21 protein-coding genes are annotated in these 20,258 nt (G+C 64.7%); 17 read left to right on the plus strand and 4 right to left on the minus strand.

The genetic code is table 11. The annotated features are described in order from the left end of the window. Positions 1–2: 2 nt before the first annotated feature. From XH83_RS17415 to XH83_RS17435, 5 genes are all read left to right on the plus strand, one after another. The gene (locus tag XH83_RS17415) at positions 3–347 is read left to right on the plus strand and encodes a hypothetical protein (protein WP_246776255.1); all 345 of its coding nucleotides are present in this window, start codon (positions 3–5) and stop codon (positions 345–347) included. A 171-nt stretch (positions 348–518) separates the two neighbouring features. Further along, positions 519–689 carry a hypothetical protein gene (locus XH83_RS17420; protein ID WP_194402060.1) on the plus strand — a complete coding sequence of 57 codons (171 nt, stop codon included), beginning with the start codon at positions 519–521 and terminating at the stop codon, positions 687–689. A 440-nt stretch (positions 690–1,129) separates the two neighbouring features. Next, positions 1,130–3,313: a VTT domain-containing protein gene (locus tag XH83_RS17425; protein WP_246776256.1), complete on the plus strand. Its 2,184-nt coding sequence runs from the start codon at positions 1,130–1,132 to the stop codon at positions 3,311–3,313. Beyond that, on the plus strand, positions 3,313–3,978 hold the full coding sequence (locus XH83_RS17430; RefSeq protein ID WP_194402061.1) for an endonuclease/exonuclease/phosphatase family protein: 666 nt from the start codon (positions 3,313–3,315) through the stop codon (positions 3,976–3,978). Before XH83_RS17425 ends, XH83_RS17430 begins: the two co-directional genes overlap by 1 nt. 126 nt (positions 3,979–4,104) lie before the next feature. Beyond that, complete coding sequence (locus XH83_RS17435; protein WP_194402062.1) at positions 4,105–4,296, plus strand: hypothetical protein; 192 nt, start codon at positions 4,105–4,107, stop codon at positions 4,294–4,296. 54 nt (positions 4,297–4,350) lie between these two features. Here the strand turns inward: XH83_RS17435 and XH83_RS17440 are convergent, their stop codons facing one another. Continuing rightward, complete coding sequence (locus XH83_RS17440; protein ID WP_194402063.1) at positions 4,351–4,575, minus strand: hypothetical protein; 225 nt, start codon at positions 4,573–4,575, stop codon at positions 4,351–4,353. A 255-nt stretch (positions 4,576–4,830) separates the two neighbouring features. Here XH83_RS17440 and XH83_RS17445 point away from each other — a divergent pair, with 255 nt between their 5' ends. Then, the gene (locus tag XH83_RS17445) at positions 4,831–5,148 is read left to right on the plus strand and encodes a DUF1476 domain-containing protein (RefSeq protein WP_194402064.1); all 318 of its coding nucleotides are present in this window, start codon (positions 4,831–4,833) and stop codon (positions 5,146–5,148) included. A 15-nt stretch (positions 5,149–5,163) separates the two neighbouring features. On the opposite strand, the gene XH83_RS17450 is transcribed toward XH83_RS17445, so the two are convergent. Next, positions 5,164–5,754 carry a TIGR00645 family protein gene (locus XH83_RS17450; protein WP_194402065.1) on the minus strand — a complete coding sequence of 197 codons (591 nt, stop codon included), beginning with the start codon at positions 5,752–5,754 and terminating at the stop codon, positions 5,164–5,166. Positions 5,755–5,965: 211 nt separating this feature from the next. Here XH83_RS17450 and XH83_RS17455 point away from each other — a divergent pair, with 211 nt between their 5' ends. Next, complete coding sequence (locus XH83_RS17455) at positions 5,966–6,199, plus strand: hypothetical protein (RefSeq protein WP_371746362.1); 234 nt, start codon at positions 5,966–5,968, stop codon at positions 6,197–6,199. A 752-nt stretch (positions 6,200–6,951) separates the two neighbouring features. Next, positions 6,952–7,878 (plus strand): septal ring lytic transglycosylase RlpA family protein, encoded by a 927-nt coding sequence (locus tag XH83_RS17460; RefSeq protein WP_194402067.1) that lies wholly within the window; start codon positions 6,952–6,954, stop codon positions 7,876–7,878. Here XH83_RS17460 and XH83_RS17465 read toward each other — a convergent pair. Further along, the gene (locus tag XH83_RS17465) at positions 7,875–8,828 is read right to left on the minus strand and encodes an alpha/beta fold hydrolase (RefSeq protein ID WP_194402068.1); all 954 of its coding nucleotides are present in this window, start codon (positions 8,826–8,828) and stop codon (positions 7,875–7,877) included. The genes XH83_RS17460 and XH83_RS17465 overlap by 4 nt on opposite strands. Positions 8,829–8,981: 153 nt before the next feature. Between XH83_RS17465 and XH83_RS17470 the strand changes: the two genes are divergently transcribed. The 9 genes from XH83_RS17470 (at position 8,982) to XH83_RS17510 (ending at position 18,794) form a co-directional block, all read left to right on the plus strand. Continuing rightward, the gene (locus tag XH83_RS17470) at positions 8,982–10,244 is read left to right on the plus strand and encodes a D-alanyl-D-alanine carboxypeptidase family protein (RefSeq protein WP_194402069.1); all 1,263 of its coding nucleotides are present in this window, start codon (positions 8,982–8,984) and stop codon (positions 10,242–10,244) included. A gap of 2 nt (positions 10,245–10,246) precedes the next feature. After that, positions 10,247–10,933: a dTMP kinase gene (gene tmk / locus XH83_RS17475; RefSeq protein WP_194402070.1), complete on the plus strand. Its 687-nt coding sequence runs from the start codon at positions 10,247–10,249 to the stop codon at positions 10,931–10,933. After that, positions 10,930–11,976 carry a DNA polymerase III subunit delta' gene (locus tag XH83_RS17480; protein WP_194402071.1) on the plus strand — a complete coding sequence of 349 codons (1,047 nt, stop codon included), beginning with the start codon at positions 10,930–10,932 and terminating at the stop codon, positions 11,974–11,976. The genes tmk and XH83_RS17480 overlap by 4 nt, the downstream gene beginning before the upstream one ends. Before the next feature lie 107 nt (positions 11,977–12,083). Continuing rightward, positions 12,084–14,102: a methionine--tRNA ligase gene (gene metG, locus XH83_RS17485; protein WP_194402072.1), complete on the plus strand. Its 2,019-nt coding sequence runs from the start codon at positions 12,084–12,086 to the stop codon at positions 14,100–14,102. A gap of 11 nt (positions 14,103–14,113) precedes the next feature. Continuing rightward, positions 14,114–14,890, plus strand: a complete 777-nt coding sequence (locus XH83_RS17490) for a TatD family hydrolase (protein ID WP_194402073.1) — start codon at positions 14,114–14,116, stop codon at positions 14,888–14,890. Positions 14,891–14,903: 13 nt separating this feature from the next. Then, entirely contained in the window at positions 14,904–15,701 is a 798-nt protein-coding gene (locus tag XH83_RS17495; RefSeq protein WP_194402074.1) for an MBL fold metallo-hydrolase, read from the plus strand. 178 nt (positions 15,702–15,879) lie between these two features. After that, complete coding sequence (locus tag XH83_RS17500) at positions 15,880–16,461, plus strand: TRAP transporter small permease (protein ID WP_194402075.1); 582 nt, start codon at positions 15,880–15,882, stop codon at positions 16,459–16,461. Between the two features lie 2 nt (positions 16,462–16,463). Next, the gene (locus XH83_RS17505) at positions 16,464–17,777 is read left to right on the plus strand and encodes a TRAP transporter large permease (protein WP_194402076.1); all 1,314 of its coding nucleotides are present in this window, start codon (positions 16,464–16,466) and stop codon (positions 17,775–17,777) included. Positions 17,778–17,816: 39 nt separating this feature from the next. After that, complete coding sequence (locus XH83_RS17510) at positions 17,817–18,794, plus strand: TRAP transporter substrate-binding protein (protein WP_194402077.1); 978 nt, start codon at positions 17,817–17,819, stop codon at positions 18,792–18,794. 70 nt (positions 18,795–18,864) lie between these two features. On the opposite strand, the gene XH83_RS17515 is transcribed toward XH83_RS17510, so the two are convergent. Then, a complete protein-coding gene (locus tag XH83_RS17515; protein ID WP_194402078.1) occupies positions 18,865–20,223 on the minus strand; it encodes an autotransporter outer membrane beta-barrel domain-containing protein in 1,359 nt (452 codons plus the stop codon). Between the last annotated feature and the right edge of the window lie 35 nt (positions 20,224–20,258).

The raw sequence follows: 20,258 nt of genomic DNA on the forward strand, positions 1-20,258 counted from the left end.
AAGTGCGCGTCAAGATCGTGAAGGCTGGCCTGCTGATCGGAGGCGGCGCCGGCAACGGCGTTCTGACCTATCGCGGCCGCAACTATCCATTCCGCGTAACGGGAGCGAGCCTCGGCATCACGGCAGGGGCAAGTGTCGCACGACTGCAGGGCTGGGCCTCCGGCATAAAGGATGTGAGCGACTTCGCCGGCGTCTATAGCTCGGTCGGTGGTGGTGCGGCTGTTGTCGGGGGCATCAACGGCGCTCACCTGCGGAACGACAAAGGGGTGACAATGATCCTGCAAGGAGGAAAGCTGGGCGCAGAATTCGCCGCCAATCTGAGCGCGATCATGATTTCCTTGAGGTGAGGGAGTATTCGTCGTTATGGCGGTACGTGAGCTGCTGGAGAAGCATGCAGACGTAACGATGGGCTTCGCCCGGCCAGTGTAATCCAGCCTCGTGCGCGCCGAAGAAACTCGCCGACGCTCAGTCGCAAGCGAAGACCGATACACAACGTCGAGGCCCGCAACGATCGCAACATGTTCGTCATCGCCGGGGCGCTCGGCGCGATTGGGGGCGCCTATGGCATAGCCACAAGCTCCGGCCCCTGGACTGCGACGCTGTTCGGAATTGCATATGGGCTTGCGGGCATCTTGATCGGAGTGCCACTCGCCGGTTTCCTGAACATCACGCGCCGGCTTTGGCATTAGCTGCCGGCGACAAGCGCGGGGCTATTGCGGCGGGCCTTCGCCTAGTAGCGGTCGTAATACCGATGCCGGTGAGGGCGGTAATAGCGTTCACCGTAGCCGTAAGGTGCGTAACGCGGTCGCGCGTAGGCGCCGGGGGCGTGATAGTCGTTCGGAAAGCAGCGACCATTCGAATAGTTGAAGTCGTAGCCGTGCGGACAAGAGCGGCCTCTTCCGGGGAATTGGACCAGTTGAACTTGAGCTTCCTGGGCAGGCGGGGCCGGCAATGGTCCAAGCGTAGCCAGCGACAAGATCACAGCTTGGATAAGCACCATTTCTCTCCCTCTTGGTCGATCTCTAACGAAAGATAAGGGAGCGAGTTCCCGCGAGATTGCTTTTCGGAGCCAACGTACCGCCAATCTTTGACGTGGATACGCCTGGGTCTGATTGGGCGTATGGGCGACATGAGCACGCGCCACTCCTCCCAAGCGATGGAACCCCTTGAGCGTTCAGCGCGTTTAGACGCGAACGCGAATTGCGAGGTCCACCTGCTTCAGAGCTCATCGACCCTGATCCCCGGCGATACCGTCTGGCGACGCTGCAAGACGCGGCGCGTGGCGGTTTTGAACGACGCTGCCGCATACTTTGCCGCCCTGCGCGAGGCGCTGCTCGATGCGCAGGATCTCGTCTACATCGTCGGATGGGACATCCATAGCGAGACGAATTTGGTCGGGGCCGCCGGGCGGGCGGATGACGGCTTGCCCGAGCAACTGGGTCCATTTCTGCGCGCGCTGGTGCATCGCCGGCCGGGCTTGCGGATCAACATTCTGGTCTGGGACTTCGTCTCGTTCTACGCCTCCGAAAGGGAGTGGAATTCCGCGGCGAAATTCACCGCCGATACCGATGGCCGAATCCAGTTTGTGCTGGATTCCACTCTTCCGTTCGGTTCAGCGCAGCACCAGAAGATTGTCTGCATCGACGGTTCACTGGCGTTCGTCGGCGGCCTCGATCTGACGATCCGTCGCTGGGACACCAGCGAGCATCGCGCCGATCTGCCGTTGCGCTGCGATCCGCAAGGCAAGCCATACCCGCCGTTTCATGATGTTCAATGCCTGGTCGACGGCGATGCCGCCGCCTCACTGTTCGAACTCGTAGAGGCGCGCTGGCGCGCGGCAGGCCAACTGACGCACGAGCGGCAACCGACAAAGCGTGCGCGCTGGCCGGCGCATGTGCCGGTCGAGGCCGAGCACATGCCCGTGGGCATCGCCAGGACCGACGTCGTGTGCCCCATCGATTCGACCATCAGGGAGGTCGAGCGTTCGCTGATCGCAGCGATCCGGTCCGCGACGAGCTTCATCTACATCGAAAATCAGTTCACCAGCGCCACCAGGATGGCTCAGGAATTGGCCGCGCAGATGCAGCGCGTGCCGGCGCTGCGGGTCTTGGTCGTTGCGCCGAAACTGCATTCCTCGTGGCTGGAATCCCAGGCCATGCAGAACGGCCGCGGCGCCTTCATCGCCTGTTTCAGCGAGGCCGGAGTCGCCGATCGTATCCGCTTCGTCTACCCCGTCTCGCGCGATGGGGAGACGGAAGCGGCCGTCATGGTGCACAGCAAGCTCATGATCGTTGACGACAGGATCTTGCGCATCGGATCGGCCAATCTCAACAACCGGTCGATGGGGGCCGATAGCGAATGTGACCTGATCTTTGAAGCCGCGTCCGATGAGCATCGGGATTTCGTCGTACCGGTTCGCCATCGCCTGATCGCGCATTTCTGCGGCGTCGACGAACACACCATCGTGCAAAACGACGCTCGTCTCTTTGACTTCCTGGACGAGGTAACGACGGCCGATGGGGCGAAGACGCTGCGGGAAGTGGAAGCCTCGGTCCTGACCAGCACGCTGGCCACGATGGTTCAGCCGGTGGCGGATCCCGAGCGACCCCTTCACCTCGAGCGGGCGGCCTCTCGGATGTGGAGCACCAAGACCATCATCGGGATCGTCTCGATCGCCGTGGCGCTTTTTGGCCTCGCTATGGCGTGGTCGTACACGTCCTTGAGCGGCTTCGCCGACACGGGACGCATCTCGAATTTGCTGTCCGGCTATTCGCAGTCGGTCTGGGGGCCTCCACTTGCGGTCGTGGCTTTTGTCGTCGGCGGCCTGGTGGTGTTTCCGGTGCTCGTGCTCATTGCGGCCACGGCGGCCGCGCTTGGGCCATGGCTGGGCTTCGTCACGGCGATCGCCGGAGTCTTGCTTAGCGCCTTCATCCTGTTCGTGATCGGACGGGCACTCGGACGACAGCGGCTCCAGCAATTGCTCGGACGGCGTGCGGCGCGCATCCAGGACCGCGTCGTCGGCAAGGGCATCCTGGCTGTCGTCGTGATCCGGATGATTCCCATCGCACCGTTCTCGGTGGTGAATGTCGTGGCCGGTGCGAGCACGCTGCCTCTGCGTGACTTCCTGGTCGGCACCCTGCTGGGCATGACCCCTGGCATCCTTGCCATGGCGGTTCTCGGGGCGCAGATCGCGGATGTGGCCCGCAATGCGTCCTGGAGCAGCATGTTGCTGCTCGTGCTGGCGTTCCTGGGCTGGCTCGGCATCTGCGCCGGCGCGCAATTCGTCGCGGCCTGGCTCGCCGGGAGGCGCTGATGCGCTTCATGACCTGGAACGTGCATGGCACGTTCAACCTCAATCCGAAGTTCGATCTCGAGGGCGTGTGCTCCATTATTCGCAAATGGGCTCCCGATGTCGTCGCGCTCCAGGAGGTGGATTCGCGATCGAGGTCGAACGATCCGTTTTCGAAGCTCGCAAGTGTCGTCGGCGATCACCGCGTTCACGCCAAGTCGATCGTCACTGCGGATGGCGATTACGGTCAGATGCTCCTGAGCCGCTTTCCATTTTCCGGAGCGCCCGAGATCGCCGACGTGTCGTATCGAGAGCGTGAGCCGCGCAGAGCCATTGCGACAAGCCTGCTGACCCCCTCCGGCGACGTGCGGGTTGTCGCCACGCATCTGGGCTTGAGCATCCACGAGCGCTATGCGCAGGCTCAGGCCTTGGTGAGCCTCGTCAAGCCGGCGAGGACCGTCGTGCTCGGCGACTTCAACGACTGGTTTTGGGTCAAGTCAGTGCGGCGCGTGCTCGCACAGGTCTGCCCGAACCGCACGCGATTGCGGACTTTCCCGTCGCGTTTGCCGCTCCTGCGGCTTGACCGGATCTATGCGACGTCCGACAGCGAAATCGTGAAAGTTTGGACCGACGAGGAGGCACGAGCCTTCTCGGACCATCTGCCCGTCATTGCCGAAATCGAGCTTTAGAGGCATATAGAAAGGCTTTATTTTACAATAGCATAGCTACTGTGCATGGGGTTGTTTTTCCACATTTGCGTCAGGCGCGTTCAGAGGGGGTAAGGAACTCTTTCCTCACAGCGGCGTTATCTTCCCATGGCTGAAGATCTTTCCTTCCGACGCAAACCCCTGACCCCCGAGCAGCGCCAGGCGCGCGATGCGACTCGCCGGATCGAGGCCGAAAAGGCCATGCGCGATCATGAAGAGGCGCAGAAGGCGTTTTACGCCAACAAGGAGCGGCTGAAAGCCGAACGACTGGCGCGTGAAGCCGCGGCGGCAAAGGACTGAGCTCGCGCGGGCTCTCGTCCGCAATCCTCCGACACGATCATCAGGACGGCGGCGCTAGTGCCGGGGGGAGATCCGCGCGGTGCTCAAAACCAGCACGAGCGTCTGGACGGCCCCTGTGAAGGCGCGGCGCGGCATTTGCGCTTCGATCCCCTCGGCTGCGATGCGACAATCGTCGGCGACCTTGAGCAGCCCGCTTCGCGTGAGGTCCATGTTGGAGAGGGCGGCCTGCTCCAGGCAGACCCGTTCAAGCCGTCGAAATTCCCGAAGCTCTCTGTTCATGCGTCAGCTCCCGGTGTGCCCAAGGCCATGCGGCGCTGAGTCTGCTTAACGAACGGTAAACGACATCCACTTAGCCGGGCTGGCTGGCGCTGAGCTTGCGCAGACATGCGCACTCCGGGCCAAGGGGCATTGGCAGGCTTGACGGCGTCTTCCTTCCGCCGGAAGCTTCAAATGATCTTAAACCAGCGTGAACCGCGGAGACGTTCGCCCCCAGCCAGTCCGACCCTCATCAGCGAAAGCGCAATGGAGCTGACCATGACCACGTTCGACAAGCGCGAGCAGGGCTTTGAGGCCAAATTCGTCCACGACGAGGAACTCATGTTCAGGGCCACGGCCCGGTCCAACAAGCTGCTCGGTCTCTGGGCCGCAAGCAGGCTCGGTCTGAACGGCGATGCCGCGACGAGCTATGCAACGACGCTGGTGACGGACCATCTGCAAGACAGGACGATGGACGAGGTGCTCGACAGGGTGTCAGGCGATCTTGCCGGCACGGGCCTTGCGCGCGAGCAGATCGCGGTCAAGCTGCAGGAATGCCTGCATCAGGCCATGCAGCAGCTCGAGACAGACAGGTAAGTCGGCCGTCAGGCGCTATTCGGCCTGCTTGTGCGCGCCGGAATCGCCGAGCTTGTCGATATAGGCAATGCCGATCGCCGAGGCCACGAAGGTGAGGTGGATCAGCACCTGCCACATCACGCCGGTCTCGGTGTAGCCGGCGCGGTTCGAGCCGAGATTGCCGGCCTCGATGAAGGTGCGCAGCAGCGCGATCGAGGAGATGCCGATGATGGCCATGGCGAGCTTGATCTTGAGGACGCTCGCGTTGACGTGGCCGAGCCATTCCGGTTCGTCGGGATGGCCCTGCAGGTCGAGCCGCGAGACGAAGGTCTCGTAGCCGCCGACGATCACCATCACGAGCAAATTGGAGATCATCACGACGTCGATCAGCGCAAGCACGCTCATCATGATCTGCTGCTCGGTGAGATTGATCGCGTGCCACGAGAGGTGCCAAAGCTCCTTCAGGAACAGAACGATGTAGACGCATTGCGCCACGATCAGTCCGAGATAGAGCGGGAGCTGCAGCCAGCGCGAGCCGAAGATGATCATCGGCAGCACGCCGAGGCGCGGCAAGGGCGGGCGCGGTTCGGTCCGAGGTTCGGATTGGGGTGAAGGCTCAACCGACATTCAGGCCGCATCCTCGCAATCGAGACGATCGCTTTCTAACCCGGCAAGATGGCCGGCGGAAGACGCGGCCCGCCAGGCGCCTTCGGCGGATCGCGCCATCCGTGATAGCGTGCCGCGCGGCCGTCGCGCGACGGCCCGGATTGGGAGGCGGGGAGTGAGGGGAAGCGGCTTCGGCAGATGGGCCAGTGGGGTGGCGCTCGCCGGCGCGATCATGGTGGGCGCTGGCTCTGCGGAGGTGTCGGCGACACCGCTGACGCCGTTTCGCTACGAGGCGCAGGCGCAGCGTCATTGTCCGCACGACAAGGTGGTCTGGCTCGATTTCAGGAAGGGCGTCTACTACCGCAAGGGTCAGAAGCGGTACGGCCAGGGCTTCGACGGCAGCTTCGTCTGCCAGAACGAAGCCCGCGGCGGCCTGTATCGCCGCTCGCTGTTGGGCCTGCGCTGAGCGGCGCCTGCGCAGTCCAAATTCAAGTGGAGGTGAGATCGGCAACGTTGCGAGCTGAGTCGCGGCGGTGCCGCGGATGGAAAATGCCGAGGAGAGGAGGGGCTCAGGCGAAGGCCAGGGCCATGAGGCTCGAGCAGAGCAGGACCAAACCGCCGGCGGTCAATGCCAGGAAGCCGTCAGATACCAGGTCATGGTTGCGCATGGGACACCTGCCGCTCTCGTCTTCGATGCTCGGTCGGATCGATTAAAATTGTCCGAACATGCCGTCTTGAAAGAGGTGATGCTTGTCTTCCGCGCGAGTGCCGTCAGGCCCGCGTGCGGTAGCCTTCAAACGCATGGGCCAGGAAGATCCCCGCGCTTACCAGACCCATCAGTGCCGAAACCGTCTCGATCATCGTTAAATTCCAAATCCCGCCCTTGCATCCGAGAGAACGCGTGCGGCCTTGCACAGTCAAAAGAATTCCAGTGCGGGCAGCGACAATGGGGGTGGAGTGAGGATTTGGCGCAACAGAATGTCCAGCCCTGAGACAGCGCGGGCGCCATCGCTCCGTAGAACAACGGAAAAATGCGAACGTCTCGTTTACCATCCCGGCGGGATCGCTGAGGCCTCCCCATTTCCGCCGCGTTCGGGTTGCGTTATCGTTACCGCTTCCGAGACGGTGGTGGGCCGCCTTGGATCAGATGACCGGACGGCGCTCCCCGTAGCCAAAGCGGGGTTGGGTACGTCTCCGGCAAAGTGGTATTTGGGGCGAATGGGGATCCGACGGTCAGATTCGGTTTTGCGGGCCGCGCGCGGTGTTGCGGCGGTCGCGGCCTGCGTAGCGCTTGCCAATTGCGCCTCCTCCAACAAATTCGCCAGCCGCGTCGATCCCAAATACGGCGTGTCGTCGAGCCCCCGGGTTGTGGCGTTCGGGGAGCCGGTCCCGAAGGGCGGCGGCACCTACCGCGTCGGCAAGCCCTATGTCGTGGCAGGCAGGACCTACGTGCCGGAGGAGGACGTCAACTATCGCGCCGAGGGCATGGCGTCCTGGTATGGCGATGATTTCCACGGTCGCCTGACCGCCAATGGCGAAGTGTTCGACATGACGTCGCTGACCGCGGCGCATCCGACCCTGCCGATGCCGTCCTACGCCCGGGTCACCAACGTCTCGAACGGCAAGTCGTTGATCGTCCGCGTCAATGACCGCGGACCCTATCACGGCAACCGCCTCATCGACGTCTCGAACAAGGCCGCCGAACTCCTTGAATTCAAAGGAAATGGTGTCGCCAAGGTCCGCGTCGAATATGTCGGCCGGGCGCCGCTGGAAGGCTCCGACGACCGCCAGCTCCTGGCGACCCTGCGCACCGGCGTTCCGGCGCCGTCGCCTTCGATGGTCCGGGTCGCTTCGGCAAAGCCGTTCGTGCCGGAATTGCCGGGATCGAGCCGCGGCGCCATTCGCGGCGACGTGCCGATGCCGGAGGGGCGGCCCTACAATCTCGGCAACACCTCCGCCGACATGGCCTCGCTCAATGCGACCTCGGAAATGTCGGCCTCGAGCCGCAACCGGGGCCGGGCGGTCCAGAACGCCCGCGCGGTGTCCTATGACGAGGACGGCCGTTACGCGCCGGAGCGCGCTGCTTCGTCGGCCGACGGCGCCGCCGAGGCTCGCAGCATCCTGAGCGGCCGCGGGCTCTACTAAGCCGCGCTGGCCTTCAGGAACGCTACCAGCGCCGTGTTCACCTCGTCGGGTCGTTCCTGCTGGATCCAGTGGCCGGCACCCTCGATGATCAGCTTTTGCTTCAGGTTGGGCAGGACGCGCTCGAGCTCGTTGACGCGCTTGGCGCCGATCAGGCCGGTGATGACTGCGTCCTTGGAGCCGGCGATGAACAGCGAGGGCTGACGGATCTGCGCGTCCTGCCAGGGCGCCGTCAGCTCCCAATTGCGGTCGATGTTGCGGTACCAGTTCAGCCCACCGCGAAAGCCGGACTTGCGGAAGCTTTCGGTGAAGTAGGCGAGATCAGCCTCGCTGAGCCAGCCGGGCAGTGGTTCCTCTGTCGTCGCGTGGCTGAGAAAGCCTTTGCCCTCCTGCACGAACATGGCGGCGGTGGGCTCGGCAAGGCCTCGCCCCCCGAGCACGATGCGCATGGTGCGGGCGACGTCGCGCTCCAGCTCGGCCTCGGCGACACCGGGGGCCTGGAAATACTGCCAGTAGAAATTGGTGACGCCGCCCTGCCGCAGCAGGTCGAGCGGCCTGCCGCGGCCGCGGAACGGCGGCGGCACGCTCAGGCCAGCGACCGCCGTGAAGATGTCGGGCCGGAACAGCGCCGCATGCCAGGCGACCGGCGCGCCCCAATCGTGGCCGACCACCATCGCCTTGCTCTCGCCCAGCGCCTGCACCAGGCCGACCACGTCGCCGACCGTGTCGAAGATCGAATAGGCGGCAGCATCAGGCGGCGCGGCGCTCTGGCCGTAGCCGCGCATGTCGGGGGCGACGACGTGAAACCCGGCCGCGGCGAGGGCGGAGATCTGGTGGCGCCAGGAATAGGACAGCTCCGGCCAGCCATGGCACAGCACGACCAGCGGACCCTGGCCGGCTTCGCGGATGAAGAGATCGATGCCGTTGGCCTTGATCACGCGGGTGGAGGACATCGCTTTTCCGCCTTGTTTCAGGGGTTTGGTCGAAAAACATAAGGCGCCAAGATAGGGGCGCGGCGAGAATCGTGCAATCTCGGGGACAGGTATCGAACCGCGTGTTGTTCGCATCTGTTCCAACTGTTAGAACGCCTCTCTCAGGGCTTCGCCATGGCATTTCGTCTTCCTTTGCTTGGTCGCAACCGGCTCACCGCCGGAAGGCTGGCGTGCGGGCTGGTCGCTGCGGTTCTGGTTGTCGGCATCGGCTGGAGCGGGGCGCTTCTCGCCGCCAACCAGAGCGTCCAGGGCGCCAAGAAAGCGGAGGATGCCGGCTTCGATGGCGATGCTCCGACCGCGATCCTGATCGAAGCCTCCTCGGGCAGCGTGCTGTTCGAGAAGAACGCCGACGAGCTGCGCGCGCCTTCCAGCATGATGAAGTTGATGACGGCTGAGGTCGTCTTCAACGCCATCAAGAAGGGCGACATCAAGCTGACCGACGAGTACCGCATCAGCGAGAACGCGTGGCGGCGGGGCGGTGCGCCCTCGGGCGGCTCGACCATGTTCGCCGCCATCAACAGTAAGGTCTCGGTCGACGATCTCCTGCACGGCGCGATCATCCAGAGCGGCAACGATGCCTGCATCGCGCTCGCCGAGGCCATGGCCGGGAACGAGAAGATCTTCGCGGCCGACTTCATGACCAAGCGCGCCCGCGAGCTTGGCATGACCAGATCGACCTTCGGCAATTCCAACGGGCTGCCCGATCCCGCCAACAAGATGACGGTGCGCGAGCTCGGCATGCTCGCCCGGCACATCATCCTGGACTTCCCGGAGTTCTACAAACTGTTCGGCGAGAAGGAGTACACCTGGAACAAGATCCGCCAGCCCAACCGCAATCCGCTGCTCAATTCGATGGAAGGCGCCGACGGCCTCAAGACCGGCTACACCAAGGAAGGCGGCTACGGCATGGTCGGCTCGGCCGTGCAGAACGGAACGCGGCTGATCGTCGTCGTCAACGGGCTGGAAGACCCCGAGGATCGCGCCACGGAAGCCAAGAAGATGCTGGAATGGGGTTTTCGCAATTTCGAGACCCGTACGCTGATCGCGACCGACCAGCCTGTCGGTTACGCCAAGGTGTTCGGCGGCGAGAGCCGCTCGGTCAAGCTCGTCGCCAAGACGCCGGTGAAGGTGATGGTGCACAAGAACGGCAGCGACAAGCTGATCGCGCGCGTCGTCTATAGCGGTCCGGTACGAGCGCCGATCGAGGCCGGCCAGCAGGTCGGCGTGGTCAGGGTCTGGCGCAGCGGCAACATCGCGGTGGAGACGCCGGTCTACGCGGCCGAAGCGATCGGCACCGGCTCGACCGTGCGACGCGCGATCGACGGCGCCAGCGAGCTCGTGATCGGCATGTTCCGCGCAGGCGCCGAGAAGCTCTGATCATGAGTGAGAGCGCGGGACAGCGGCCGTCCGGACGCGGACGCTTCATCACCTTTGAAGGCGGCGAGGGCACCGGCAAGTCGACCCAGATCAAGAAGCTCGCCGACCGCCTCAAGGCCGCCAAGCTCCGCATCCGCGTCACCCGTGAGCCGGGCGGCTCGCCGGGCGCCGAGATCATGCGTCATCTGGTGCTGTCGGGCATGGGCAGGCTGCTCGGTCCCGAGGCGGAGACGCTGCTGTTTGCCGCCGCGCGCGATGACCATGTCCGTACCGTGATCCTGCCTGCGCTGAACCAGGGCACCTGGGTGCTGTGCGACCGGTTCGCGGACTCGACGCGGGCCTATCAGGGCAGCCTCGGCCGCGTGCCTGAAGGGCTGATCAACGCGATGCAGCGGGTCACGATTGGCGATCTCAAGCCGGATCTCACCATCATCCTCGATTTGCCGGTCGAGATCGGCTTGCAGCGCGCCGCCGCGCGCCGCGGCAACGGCACGCCCGACAGGTTCGAGGGCGAGAAACTCAGCTTCCACCAGGGTCTGCGCGAGGCTTATCGCAAGATCGCCGCGCAGGATCCAGCGCGCTGCGTGCTGATCGACGCCAATTCCGACCCTGACACGGTCGCGGCCCGGGTCTGGGCGGCGCTGCGCGATCGTCTCCTGCCCACACCGGCCTCGGTGGTTTCCGCATGAGCCGGCGTCCGACCGAGCGCGAAAGCGCCATTCCGCATCCGCGCGAGACCAGCCGTCTGTTCGGCCATCGCGAGGCCGAGACGGCACTGCTGACGGCCTATCGCAGTGGGCGGATCCCGCATGCCTGGCTGATCGGCGGGCCGCAAGGGATCGGCAAGGCGACGCTGGCCTATCGCATGGCGCGCTTCGTGCTCGCTCACGGCCAGCCGCTCGCGAATGCCGTGCAGCGGGCCGAAGACCTTGCGATCGATCCTGATGACGCCGTGGCGCGCCAGGTCGCGGCGAGCTCGCATGGCGGCCTCTTGACGCTGGAGCGTACTGCCAACGACCGCGGCGTGATGCGCACCGTGATCACCGTGGACGAGACGCGCGAGACGATTGGTTTCTTCGGCTCGACCGCGGCGGCCGAAGGCTGGCGTGTCTGCATCGTCGACACCGTCGACGAGCTCAATCCGAACGCCGCCAACGCGCTTCTGAAAATTCTCGAGGAGCCGCCGCAGCAATCGCTGTTCCTGCTGGTGAGCCACGCACCCGCGCGCGTGCTCGCCACCATCCAGTCGCGTTGCCGCAAGCTGCGCCTGCGGCCGCTCGCGACGGACGACGTGATCAGTGCCGCAGCTTCGGCCGCCGAGCTCGATCCGAAAGACCCCGCGCTGCGCGAGGCGGCGGAGGCCTCCGAGGGAAGCGTTGCACGGGCCCTGACGCTGCTCGGCGGCGACGCGCTGAAGCTTCAGCAACGCACGGCCGCACTGCTGGCGCGCCTGCCGCAGGTGGATCCGCGCGAGTTGCACACGCTAGGCGATTCGCTTGGCACCAGCGACCGCGTCGCGCTCGCCGCCTTCATCGACGGCATCGATCGCTGGATCGCGGAACGCCTGCACGCGGACGAGGCCAATGCCAACCAGAACCTGCCGCGCCTTGCGCGGCTAGCTGAGGTATGGGAAAAGATCGTCCGCGCCGCGCGCGACACCGAAACCTACAATCTGGAGCGCAAGCCCTTGGTTTTCTCGGTGTTCGGCTGGCTGGCGGACGCAACGCGCTAAAGCATGATCCGGAAAGGTGCGCAGCGGTTTTCCGACGGGATCATGTGCAAACAACGGCCTGACGCAGGCTCGTTTCCAATTTTGAGAAGCCGGTAAAGGAATTCGTCGTGGCAACGCGAGCTAAGAAAACAGCTAAAGGCAAGAGCCGCAAGAAGGCTGCGAAGAAGGCCGCAAAGACGGCGGTGAAGGCGCGTGCGCGCAAAGCTGCCAAGGCCGTCAAGAAGGCCGCGAAGTCGAAGAAGGCTGCCGCCAAGAAGGGCGTGAAGAAGAGCGCCGCGAAGGCATCAAAGAAGGCCGGCAAGAAGTCCGCGAAGAAGCAGGCCGTCGCCTCGAAGGCGGTTAAGAAAGCGGTCAAAAAGCCAACCAAGAAACCAGCCAAGAAGCCGACCAAGACTCCGGCGAGGAAAGTGGCCAAGAAGGCCAGAGTGACGCCGCCCGCTGTGATCGCAGCGCCTGCGCCCGTCGTCGCGCCGCCGAAGGCTGTCAAGCCGAAGGCGCCGCGCGCGCCGAAGCCCGCGGCGGCTCCGCAAGCCTCAGCGCCCGTAGCTGCACCGAAGCCTGCCGCGCCCATTGCCGCCCCCGCGCGCGACAACGTCTTCTACGTCACGACCGCGATCGCCTATCCCAACGGCAGCCCGCATATTGGCCACGCCTATGAGGCGATCGCGACCGACGTGCTGGCGCGCTTTGCGCGGCTCGACGGCAAGGACGTGTTCTTCCTGACCGGCACCGACGAGCACGGCCAGAAGATGGTGCAGACGGCGGCCGGCGAGGGCATGTCCGCAGCAGCCCTCGCAACCCGCAATGCCGGCCGCTTCAAGGAGATGGACGAGCGTCTGAACGTATCGTTCGATCGCTTCATCCGCACCACCGAAGAGCAGCATCATCGCTCCAGCCAGGAGATCTGGCGGCGCATGGAGGCGAATGGCGACATCTATGCCGACACCTATGCCGGCTGGTACTCGGTGCGCGATGAGGCCTATTACGCCGAGGACGAGACGCGTCTCAATGACGATGGCGTTCGGCTCGGACCGCAGGGCACGCCGGTCGAATGGGTTGAGGAGAAGAGCTATTTCTTCCGCCTGTCGGCGTACCAGGACAAGCTGCTCGATCTGTACGCGGATCACCCCGATTTCATCGGCCCGGACTCGCGCCGCAACGAGGTGGTGAGCTTCGTCAAGGGTGGCCTGCGCGATCTCTCGATCTCGCGCACCACGTTCGACTGGGGCGTGAAGGTGCCCGGCGACGAAGAGCATGTGATGTATGTCTGGGTCGATGCGCTGACCAACTACATCACCGGCGTCGGCTTCCCCGACGAGAGCGACAAGAACTGGCGTTACTGGCCGGCCGACGTGCACATCATCGGCAAGGACATCATCCGTTTCCACGCGGTGTATTGGCCGGCGTTCCTCCTGTCGGCCGGGATTCCGCTGCCGAAGCGGGTCTATGCCCACGGCTTCCTGTTCAACAGGGGCGAGAAGATGTCGAAGTCGGTCGGCAACGTCGTCGATCCCTTCAACCTTGCCGACCAGTACGGCGTCGACCAGATGCGCTATTTCTTCCTGCGCGAAGTGCCGTTCGGGCAGGATGGCAATTACAACCACGAGGCCATCGTCGCGCGCATCAATGCCGACCTGGCCAATGATCTCGGTAACCTCGCCCAACGCTCGCTGTCGATGATCGCCAAGCAGCTCGGCGGTGTGTTGCCCGAGCCCGGCGAATTCAGCGACAGCGACAAGGCGATCCTGGCGATGGCCGACGGCATGATCGCCGCGTCACGTGAGGCGATGGCGACGCAGCAGATCCATCATTGGCTCAACGCCGTCTGGGCCGTGGTCGCGGAGGCCAACCGTTATTTCGCGGGCGAGGCGCCGTGGGCGCTCGCCAAGACCGATCCGGCCAGGCAGAAGACGGTGCTCTACGTCACCGCTGAAGTCGTGCGCCAGATCGCGATCCTGGCTCAGCCCGCGATGCCGGCCGCATCCAACAAGCTGCTCGACTCTCTTGGTATCCCCGAGGGCGAGCGCAGCTTTGCCATGCTCGGCGGGGCCAAGCGGATCGCGCCGGGCTCGACGCTGCCGGCGCCGACGCCGGCGTTCCCGCGCTACATCGAGCCGGCGGCCTGAAGGCGCTCGCGATGCTGGTCGACAGCCACTGCCATCTGGATTTTCCGGACTTTGCGGAAGATCTCGACGGGATCGTGTCGCGGGCACGCGCGGCCGGCATCGGGCGCATGGTCACGATATCGACGCGGGTGCGAAAGCTGGAGGGCCTGCTCGCGATCGCGGAGCGCTATGACGACGTCTACTGCTCGGTCGGCACCCATCCGCACAACGCGGACGAGGAGGACGGCATCGCACCGGACGAGCTGATCGCGCTCACGGACCATCCCAAAGTCGTCGCGCTCGGCGAGGCCGGGCTCGACTATTTCTACGACAACGGCTCGCCGGAAGCGCAGGCGAGGGGCTTTCGCGCCCACATCGCCGCGGCCCGCGCCACCGGCCTGCCGCTCGTGATCCACACCCGCGAAGCCGACGAGGACTGCGCCCGCATCCTGGAAGAGGAGGCGGGACGCGGATCGTTTCGCGCCGTGCTGCATTGTTACACGGGCGGGCGCGAGCTGGCGCTGAAGGCGGTGTCGCTCGGGCTCTATATCGGTTTCACGGGCATCCTGACCTTCAAGAAGTCGGAAGCGTTGCGCGCGCTCGCGGCCGAACTGCCGGCCGATCGTATCCTGGTCGAAACGGACTCGCCCTATCTTGCGCCGGGCAAGTTCCGCGGCAAACGCAACGAGCCTGCCTATGTGGTGGAGGTCGCAAAGGTGCTGGCAGAGACGCGCGGGGTGTCGTTCGACGAAATCTCGCGCCAGACCAGCGAAAACTTCTTCCGCCTGTTCTCGAAGGTGAAGGCTTGAAACTGGAAACCGCATGACGCTGACGCTGACGATCCTGGGCTGCGGCTCCTCCGCCGGCGTGCCGCGTCCGGCGCTCGGCTGGGGCGCCTGCGATCCCGACAATCCCAAAAACCGCCGCCGGCGCTGCTCGCTGCTGGTCGAACGGATCTCCGAGCATGGCACCACGCGCATCCTGATCGACACCTCGCCGGACCTGCGCGAGCAATTGCTCTCGACCAATGTCGATCACATCGACGCGGTGTTCCTGACGCATGAGCACGCCGATCAGACCCACGGCATGGACGATCTGCGCCCGGTCGTGATGCACATGCGCCGCCGGATCCCGACCTATCTCAACCAGTCGACGGCCAAGGATATCCTGGCGCGCTTCTCCTACTGCTTCATTTCGCCGGAGGGCAGCGACTACCCGCCGATCCTGACGCGGCATTCAATCGAGGCGGGCGAAAGCCAGACCATCCTGGGGAAGGGAGGCGCCGTGACGATGACGGCCTTCCTGGTGCAGCATGGCGCCATACCCGCGCTGGGCTATCGGATCGGGGATGCCGCCTACACACCCGATCTCAACGACATCCCGCGCGAGAGCTGGGGCGCCCTGGAAAACCTCGACCTCTGGATCGTCGACGGCCTGCGCTACACCAGCCATGTCAGCCATTTCAGCATCAACGACGCGCTGTCCTGGATCGAGCGGTTCAAGCCGAAGCGCGCGGTCATCACCAACATGACGGCCGACGTCGACTACGAGGTGATCCGGCAATCGTTGCCCGCGGGCGTCGTGCCCGCCTTTGACGGGCTGCGGCTGGAGACGCATTGAACCTGCGGTAGAAATTCCGTCGCGAGCAGGCATAGTCCTTGCTTGCACCGGCTGCATCATGTTGATCTAACGTCTGAAAGACAGGCGGTTGGCCAGGGGCGATATTCAGGCGGATCGGCGGCGAGCGACATGCGATCGCCGGGCCGGCTGAATCGCCTCGTGCGATGATGGGGATGGTGTGGCAGGGAACGACGTAAAGGCCGGGGGACCAGTGCGCCGCGCGCTCGATCTCCTTTATCTCGGGGCAGGCTACGCCGCCGGCGTCTTCCTGGTTGCGATCTTTGCAATCATGATGATCATGTCGGTCGGGCGCCAATTTGCGATCAACATCCCCGCAGGTGATGATTTCGCCTCCTGGTGCATGGCCGCGCTGGCTTTCCTTGGCCTTGCGCATACCTTCAAGCGCGGAGAGATGATCCGTGTCGGCCTTCTGCTCGAACGGCTGCGTGGGCGGACCAAGTGGATCGCGGAGATCGTGGCACTCGGGATCGCGACCGCCTTCGTCCTCTATTTCACCCGCTATGCCGTGCAGATGACGTACGATTCCTGGCGCTTCAACGATGTGGCGCAGGGCGTCGTCGCGCTTCCGCTCTGGATTCCGCAGCTCGGTTTCGCCGGTGGTCTTGCGATCCTGTCGATCGCGCTGATCGACGAGATGGTCAATGTCATCGGCGGTAACCGGCCCACCTACGAGAGGGGCTCGCCGGACGAGACGCCGGAAGAATTCGTCGAACGCATCTCGCAAGGCGGCGGAGGTTGACCGTGGCCAATCTCGGCATGATCGAGCTGTCATTCGTCCTGCTCGGCGTCATGATCCTGCTGCTGGGAAGCGGCGTCTGGATCGCCGTCTCGCTCGGGCTCGTCGGCTTCGTGGCGATGGCACTGACCACCAGCCTGCCGCTCGGCGCCGTGCTCGCCACCACCACCTGGAGCGCCAGCTCGTCGTGGACACTGGCCGCGCTGCCGCTGTTCATCTGGATGGGCGAGATCCTCTTCCGCACCAAATTGTCGGAAGAGATGTTCCGTGGCCTGTCGCCCTGGGTTCAGTGGCTGCCCGGGCGCCTGACCCATGTCAATGTGATCGGCTGCGGAATCTTCGCGGCGGTCTCGGGCTCGTCGGCCGCGACCTGCGCAACGATCGGCAAGATCGCGCTGCCCGAGCTCGACAAGCGCGGCTACGACAAGGGCCTGAGCCTGGGCTCGCTGGCGGGCTCCGGCACCCTCGGCCTGCTGATTCCGCCATCAATTCCGATGGTCGTCTATGCCGTCACGGCCAACGTCTCGGTGCTTCAAGTCTTCCTCGGCGGCTTCCTGCCGGGCCTGCTCGTGGTCGTGCTCTATTCGGGCTACATCATCATTTGGTCGCTGCTGAACCCGAAGAAGATCCCGCCGCGCGACCCGCCGATGCCGTTCCGGGAGAAGCTGCGGCAATCCGCCAAGCTCGCACCGTGTCTGCTGCTGATCCTCGCGGTCTTCCTGTCACTCGTGCTGGGCTTCGCGACGGCGACGGAATGCGCTGCGTGGGGTGTGTCGGGCGCTTTGCTGCTGGCGTGGTGGAGCGGCACGCTGACGCGCAAGACCCTGTTTGAGAGCATCATGAGCGCAACGCGCTTGACGTGCATGATCATGCTGATCCTGGCCGGCGCGGCCTATACCACTGCGGCGATGGCCTATACCGGCATCCCCGCGGCGCTCGCCACCTGGGTGCAGGGGCAGGAGCTCACGCCCGGCATGCTCGCGCTGTATCTGAGCATCATGTACATCATCCTCGGATGCCTGATCGACGGCATCTCGATGATCGTCCTCACTGCCGTCATCGTGCTGCCGATGGTCAAGCAGGCCGGGCTCGATCTGGTCTGGTTCGGCGTCTATCTCATCATCCATGTTGAGATGGCGCAGATCACGCCGCCCGTCGGGTTCAATCTCTTCGTGCTGCAGAACATGAGCGGTCGCGATACGTTGACGGTCGCGCGGGCGGCGTTTCCGTTCTTCGTGCTGTTGCTGGCCGCCGTGTTCATCATCACCGAGTATCCGCAGATCGTGATGTTCCTGCCGAAGCTTGCCTTTCCAGATTGATCACGCCACGCTTTCAATTCGACCGTGAGGAGAAGTCCGATGAAGTCTCGTTTAGTTCGCGCAGGTCTGATTGCCGGCGCCATGCTGGCCACAACGCCCGCTTTGGCCCAAACCAAATGGAATCTGCCGGCCGCGTATCCTGCGGATAATCCGCACTCCGAAAACCTGGTCGCCTTCGCCAAGGACGTGGAAGCCGCGACGTCCGGAAAACTTCAGATCACGGTTCATCCCGGCGCCTCGCTGTTCAAGGCACCCGACATCAAGCGCGCGGTGGTGACCGGGCAGGCGCAGATGGGCGAGGTGCTGCTCTCGATCCACGAGAACGAGGATCCGCTGTTCGGCGTCGACGTCGTGCCGTTCCTCGCGACCAGCTTCCCGGACGCGATGAAGCTTTATCAGGCATCCAAGCCCGCGATCGCCAAGAAGCTCGATGCGCAGGGTCTCAAGCTGCTGTTCGTGGTGCCGTGGGCGCCGCAAGGCGTCTATGTCAACAAGCCGCTCGCCTCCATCGAGGACATGAAGGGCCTGAAATGGCGGGCCTACAACGTAGGGACGGCGCGCATCGGCGAGCTGGTCGGGGCGCAATCGGTCACGATCCAGGCCGCCGAACTGCCGCAGGCGCTTGCGACCGGCGTCGTGAATTCCTTCATGTCGTCGGGCGGCACCGGCTACGACGCGAAGGCCTGGGAGTCGCTGAAGTATTTCTACGACGTGCAGGCCTGGATTCCCAAGGACTACACCTTCGTCAACAAGGCCGCGTTCGATGCGCTCGACAAGCCGACCCAGGAGGCCATCCTCAAGGCGGCGGCAACGGCGGAAACCCGCGGCTGGAAGGCCTGGCAGGACAAGAGCACCTGGTACCTCGACCAGCTCAAGGCGAAAGGCATGAACGTCGAGCCGCCGAGCCCGGCGCTCAAGGCCGGCTTCCAGAAGATCGGCGAACAGCTCACGGCCGACTGGCTCAAGAAGGCTGGCGCCGACGGTCAGGCCATCGTCGACGCCTACAAGAAGATGTGAGGACGAGCCGCTTTTCGTCCGGCGTCTTTCCGGCGCCGGCGGAAATCGGTCACTTGATCGTAGGGCAGGGTCACCAGGCGTAACGTAGCGTGGCCCTGCCGGTGTAAGAGCGCACCAGGTCCGACACTTCGCTGTCGAAGTTCGCAACGGCAGACCAGCCGTTCAAATCGCGAAGCTCGACCGCAACGCCTGCCAGCGCTGCGTTCGGCGCCAATGACACGCCGCCCGCGACAAGCCGCTGGCCCGGCAACGACTGGAACGCCGGTGGAATCGACTGTCCCGCGCTGAAATCATGGGCCCAGGCGAGCCGTCCGCGCAGGCTGATCAGGCTGCCGAACAGCACAACGGAGGTGCTCGCGCGCAGACCGAGCTCGGTGCGGCTGTCGGTGAAGCTGTTGCTGCCGGCCGCCGTCGGGAATCTGTCGGCCACGGAGGCGGGCTGCGGCGTGTCTGAGGGCAGGCGGAAATTGGTGATCTGTGCACCCGCATAGGGCGTGATGCCAAGCCAGCGCGTGGCCAAACGATAACCGCCTTCGAGGCGGCCGGAATAGGCATGGGCGTTGACCGCCGTGTTGAGCTGGTCGGTGCCGGCCGGCGTGACCTGATAGTCGCCGGTGATGGCCTGCCAGCCGTAAGCGAGCGCGGTCGTGACATAGGCCGACCCAGCCGAGTGCCTGACGAAGCCGCCGGCCTGGAACAGGTCGGAGCGGCCGCTCGAGAAATTGCTGGCAAAGCCGGTGCCGCCGCCGGCGAGGGCAAAGCCGATCCGCGTCTGCGGCGAGAGCGAATAATCCGCGCCGGCGACCGTGCCAAAACTCCGAGTGGCTGATCCGTTGCCGCCGGTCGACATCTGCGAACCGCCAAAGCCGGCAGCCCAGACCCGCCATTGCGGGGCCGCGAGCGAGGGCTTGCCATACAGCGCCCCATAGGCTTCGCGTCCGATGCCGCCATGCGTCCGCTCGTTTCCGATATCGGCGTAGGCCGTGAGTTCCGCATCGACCTCGGCGGGCCCGATGCCGCGCCCGTCGATGGCAGGATCGAGCAGGGTCTGCGTGAACTGCGTCATCGCAAGAAATGTCGCCTGTGCCGTCTCGGCCTGCGGGACGCGATCGGCGCCGCCGCCGAAGGCCTGCCGCATGTCGAAGCGCGCCGCGCTGGCAAGTCCGGGCGGTTCGGCATTCCAGCCATAGGCCGACTGCACGCCGCCTCCGCCGCCATTGCCGAACGAAGCTCCCGGGAAACCTGCCAGCTGCGGTCCGCCAAATGCTGCGGCCGAGAAACTGTTGAAGCCTGCTGGGGCATTCGGACTGCCGGGGCCAAACCCTTGCGTGCCCGCGAATGCGCCGAACTCGCGCGTGGCTTGCGCAGCGGCCGCGTCCGGCAGCAGCAGCCAGGCCGCCGATAGCAGCAGCGCCAGACGCACACGCACGTCCGTGCTCACGACACCAACCGCATGAAGCGCCC

Origin of the sequence: Bradyrhizobium sp. CCBAU 53351 (assembly GCF_015291745.1) — a bacterium.
Taxonomy (GTDB): Bacteria; Pseudomonadota; Alphaproteobacteria; order Rhizobiales; family Xanthobacteraceae; genus Bradyrhizobium.